The 4,711-nt window shown below is 36.3% G+C and carries 3 protein-coding genes and 1 pseudogene; all 4 read left to right on the top strand.

Annotation, left to right across the window (positions count from 1 at the left end):
- Nucleotides 1–249 precede the first annotated feature (249 nt).
- Nucleotides 250–1,575: pseudogene (locus tag QZ265_RS09880) on the top strand (outer membrane protein transport protein).
- 367 nt (nt 1,576–1,942) lie between these two features.
- Nucleotides 1,943–2,134 carry a hypothetical protein gene (locus QZ265_RS09875; protein WP_296405759.1) on the top strand — a complete coding sequence of 64 codons (192 nt, stop codon included), beginning with the start codon at nt 1,943–1,945 and terminating at the stop codon, nt 2,132–2,134.
- A gap of 150 nt (nt 2,135–2,284) precedes the next feature.
- Nucleotides 2,285–4,195, top strand: a complete 1,911-nt coding sequence (locus QZ265_RS09870) for a transferrin-binding protein-like solute binding protein (protein ID WP_296405756.1) — start codon at nt 2,285–2,287, stop codon at nt 4,193–4,195.
- Between the two features lie 271 nt (nt 4,196–4,466).
- Nucleotides 4,467–4,711 (top strand): hypothetical protein (locus tag QZ265_RS09865; protein WP_296405753.1); only part of this gene is annotated, 245 nt, incomplete at its 3' end.

Genomic DNA, 4,711 nt, shown 5'->3' with positions numbered 1-4,711 from the left:
GGTCTTTTTTTCACCTGTCATTTGATATTGCACTTCATGTGTTAATCTAAGATTTCTAAAACAAGTGTTGCTATAAAGAGTTAATTTCACTAATATTATTACACCAATTACGTATTTTTACAGATGATTAATATATTTTGATAGTATGTTATGAATACGTAAACCTTCGGCACAGGAATGCCTGCGACTTTCATCTTTATCTTTAAATTGATAATATGGGGCCAATAACTTTCATGGAGAATTCTCAATATGTTACATAAGTTTCCTATCTCTAAGCTTACCCTTGCTTTAATGACCCTACCTTTAGCTTCCTTATCTCACTCTGCCGCTCTTGATCGCTCTGGACAAGATACTAGTGCTTTTCTACAAGATGGTACATACGCTGAGGCTGTCTATACCTATATTGATGCAGATGTTAGTGGTGTTGACAATGCAGGTAATAAAACAGGTGATATTGCCGATTCCTATGATTTCTTCCGTTATGGCGTAAAAGCTGACGTCAATGATACTTTTAGTGTAGGTGTCTTATATGATGAGCCTTTTGGCGCAGAGGCTGCTTATAGAGATAAAAGTAATTTTGTATCAAATGGACCACAAGATGCGGCTGGATTTTCAACTAAGTTGGCTCAAATTACAGCAGCTGGTAACGCTGCTGGTGCAGCAAACCCAAATTTGCCAGGTGCTAATGGTCTTGAAAAAGCTGTAGCAGCAGGAATAGCCACTGCACGTGATGTTTCTTTATAAAAAGGAAGCGCATTAGCTGCAAGCAAAACAACTGCTGGCGAGGGTACTGACGTAAGTGTACGTACTTATAACTTAAGTACGATATTAGGTGTTAAATTTGGCGACACTAAGAACTTGCAAGTCTATGCAGGTCCTGTTGTTCAAAAAGCAGAGGCTGAGCTAGAAATTCGTGGTGTCGCTTATGGTCCTTTTAACGGTTATGATGCCATTTTAAATTCAGATTATGAAACAGGTTGGTTAGCTGGAGTTGCTTATACCAAACCTCAAATTGGTTTAAAAGCAGCATTAACTTATCGTTCAGATATAGCACATGAGTTTAAAGGTAGTGAGCGAGTATTTGGACAAAGTCAGCCTAGTAAGATAGACGTTACCACGCCTGAGTCATATAACTTTGATTTTCAAACTGGTCTTAACCCAACCACCTTAGCTACAGCTAAAGTCCGTTATGTACCTTGGAGTAACTTTTCGATTGTTCCTCCACAATATACTGCTGTTTCTAAAGGTCCACTGGTGACTTATTCTGATGATGAGTGGTGGGTAGAGTTAGGCTTAGCCAAGAAAGTTGCTGATAACCTAGCTATTTCGGGCACAGTAGGGTGGGACAGTGGGGCTGGCAATCCAGTATCTTCATTAGGACCTGTTGAAGGTTATTACAGCGTAGGTTTAGGTGCCAAATATAATGTAACAAAAAACTGGGCAGTTTCTGCTGGCGGAAAATACTTAAAGTTTGGAGATGCTAAAGGTGTGTTGCCTTCAGGAAGTATTGTTTCAAACTTCGAGAATAATGATGGCTATGTAGTAGGCGTTAAGCTTTCATACCAAGACAAGTAATCTAAGACAATTAAATTTAGACAAGCCACTCTATAAAAATGATAACGTTAACAGAACTTTTTAATAGTATGATTACTAACATTGTTAATAGTATCTAGTTATAACTAACTTGATTACTTTATTATGAAATTTTAAAAAAAAGTAGCCTTTTGGCTACTTTTTTACATTAATAAATTCTTAAATCACTAGTTGCTATCTTTAACAAGTTTCACTATGATATTTAAAAGCTTAACTAAAACTTAACTCTCTTTCATTATCGAGTATATTTTCTAGTAGCTTTGGCACAGGATTGCCTGATATCTTTTAATTAAATAGCATCAATGCATAATTAAGGCGTATCAAATACATATATCATGGAGGATTTCAAATGCCACAAAAACGTCCTTTCTTTAAGCTCACACCTGATCTTATCTCGCTTTTATTTATTTCATTATCTCATTCTACTGGTATATACCGCTTTTTACAGTGCATTAAAGATTACTCAAATGATAATAGTTATACCGCAATTAATTACGCTCATTTAAAGACTAGTATTGTTAGTCACGCTAATGCTGGCTAATTTTCGAAGGTTATAACTTTAAAAAATTTCCAAGCTAATACTAAATATTTTTTAGATCAACTTTCTATTTATCAAATTCAATACCCTTGAACTTTTACAACTTTTAAATCTTATCAATGTAAAATCAAAAAACTTCATGGAGGAAGTCAAATGTCAACTAAAGACAATTCAATTACGACCTATATCAATCATAATTCGATAAGCAGCCCACTTAAAACCAGTGTAATACTTATCTCAACACTGATGATAGCAGCTTGTGGCACTGACAATACATGGTCTAATAACGTGGATAATGTGTCGTCAACTATTATATACAAGCCCAAAACACCAACTGAGATAAAGCTGATAGAAGCTGATACTAAACTTAGCGGTACAGTTGAGCCTAATAATACTGTCAAAATTAAAGACAGTACAAACAAAGAAATTGGATCAGCCGTTGCAGATGCAAGTGGTAAATTCTTAGTTACTTTTAGTAAGCCGCTAACTAAAGGTGAGACGATACAAGTAGAAGCTTATTATCCAGCTGGTACTCGTGCTAGCGATGTAAAGACAGTGGAAGTGCCTGGTACAACTAATCCTGAAAGTGGTGGAGATGACAACAATCCTACTACTGCACCAGAAGCTACTAAATCAGGCGTACAAGCAATTAATATAGGTACATCGGTAGCAGGTCTTCAAGATTTCGTAGCAACAACGCGTGATTTTACTATTGCAAATGATAAAGTTACGGCGCGTGCTGATATAGCCTCTAATAATTTATTACCTAAAGTAGAAGTTATAATCTCAGGTTCAAGTGATACACAGGTATCTAATGGATTTAAAAGCCATAATGACAATACTATTATTCCAACTGCCTTAGGTAATCTGCCACTTCAATACACGTCGGTCTATAAGAGCTACAATGACGTTATGAACATTGGTCATATCGACGGAGTTGCAAACCTTAATGGAAAGGAAATCCCAGTAAATGGCGTTGCAGTTACAGGTAATGCTACTAAAGCTGAAAATATACCTACTGAGGGTAAAGCAGATTATTCAGGTGACGCAACTCTTCGTAAACTGGGTATTGGTAATGAGATTGAATTTGGAAAATCTGAACTTACTGCCGACTTCGCAGCCAAGAAGCTTGATGGCAAACTCAAATTTAGTAAAGCTGGCGACCTTAGTTTGTCAGCTGCTATTTCTGGTAATAAATTCTCTGGTGATAAAACCGAAGGTGGATTCTACGGTGTTGATGCTAAGTATTTAGGTGGTATATATAATAGTGCCGTAGCACAAGGTACATTTGCGGCTACGAAAGGTGGTTCTACAGTTCCAACTTCACCTACATCACCTTCTAATCCTGCAGTACCTTCGAGTCAATCTTCGAATTCACCAGAATCTGCTAAAACAGGTGCTCAAACTTTAAATGTAAACGTTAAACCGTTAAACCAGGTATTCAAAACCACTACTCGCGATTTCACAGCTAGCAATAATGACGTTGTTGCTCGCGCTGACATCGCATCAAATAATTTATTAGGAAAATTGACACTTACTACCTCGGCATCAGGTGACTCATCTACTACTAATGGTTTTAAAAATCACAGTGATAGCGCAGAAGTGGCAGCTTTAGGTCAGAAATTACCTTTAACATATTCTTCAGTGTATAAAGACTTTGATACTGTAATGCGAATAGGTCACATTGATGGAAAAGCAATCTTTAGTGGTATCGAATTACCAGTTAATGGCGTTGCTGTTATTGGGAATGCTACAAAAGTAGAGAACATGCCTACTGAAGGTACAGCAGCTTATATGGGCGATGCAACTTACCGTCAACTTGGTATCGGTAATGCAATAGAATTTGGTTCTTCTGAATTCAATGCAGATTTTGCTGCGAAAAAGGTTGATGGGTCACTTAAATTTAATCAAGCTGGAAGTATTGGTATATCTGCCAATATTTCTGGTAATAAATTTTCAGGTACTAGTGTAGAAGGTGGGTTTTATGGTGGCGATGCTCAGTTCTTAGGTGGAATCTATACAACTGATAACGCCCAAGGTACTTTTGGTGCCAAAAAGAAATAAAAATGCTTTAAGCTAATTATTGATTTTTATGATAAATATAGCTCAAATAAGGAACTGTACCCTATAAATTTAAATTTTGCAGGTCAGTTCCATAAATAACTATCTAACATTTAGTTCTTAGATATCTAAAAATTTTAGTGTAACAAGAAATTTATGTTAAGTGAATTTAATTGACTTTTGTTATCGATTTTGTTTATCTATAATTAACCAGTTTATTATTTTAACTGTAATGTATTAATGGATTATTATATATCTTCATGGAGGAAGACGAATGTCACCTATCAGTCATTCAATATTGAATCGCTCAGCCCTATCAACTGCAAGAAACTTAACTACTGCAAAAAAACTAAAAACACCTTTAAAAGCTAGCGTAGTTATTCTAACTACTGTGATCCTTTCCTCATGTGGATCAGAAGATTCTAAGTCCTATTATTCAGCGCCTTCAGATATTCCAACTAGTCCTAATAATGCAGGTGATACCGGAGCTACCGGTGGAAATACAGGCGCTACTGTTGG

Source organism: Psychrobacter sp., assembly GCF_018260395.1.
In the GTDB taxonomy this organism is placed as follows: domain Bacteria; phylum Pseudomonadota; class Gammaproteobacteria; order Pseudomonadales; family Moraxellaceae; genus Psychrobacter.
The sequence above is the reverse complement of the archived record's forward strand: the minus strand, read 5'-3'. Positions and strand labels throughout refer to the sequence as shown.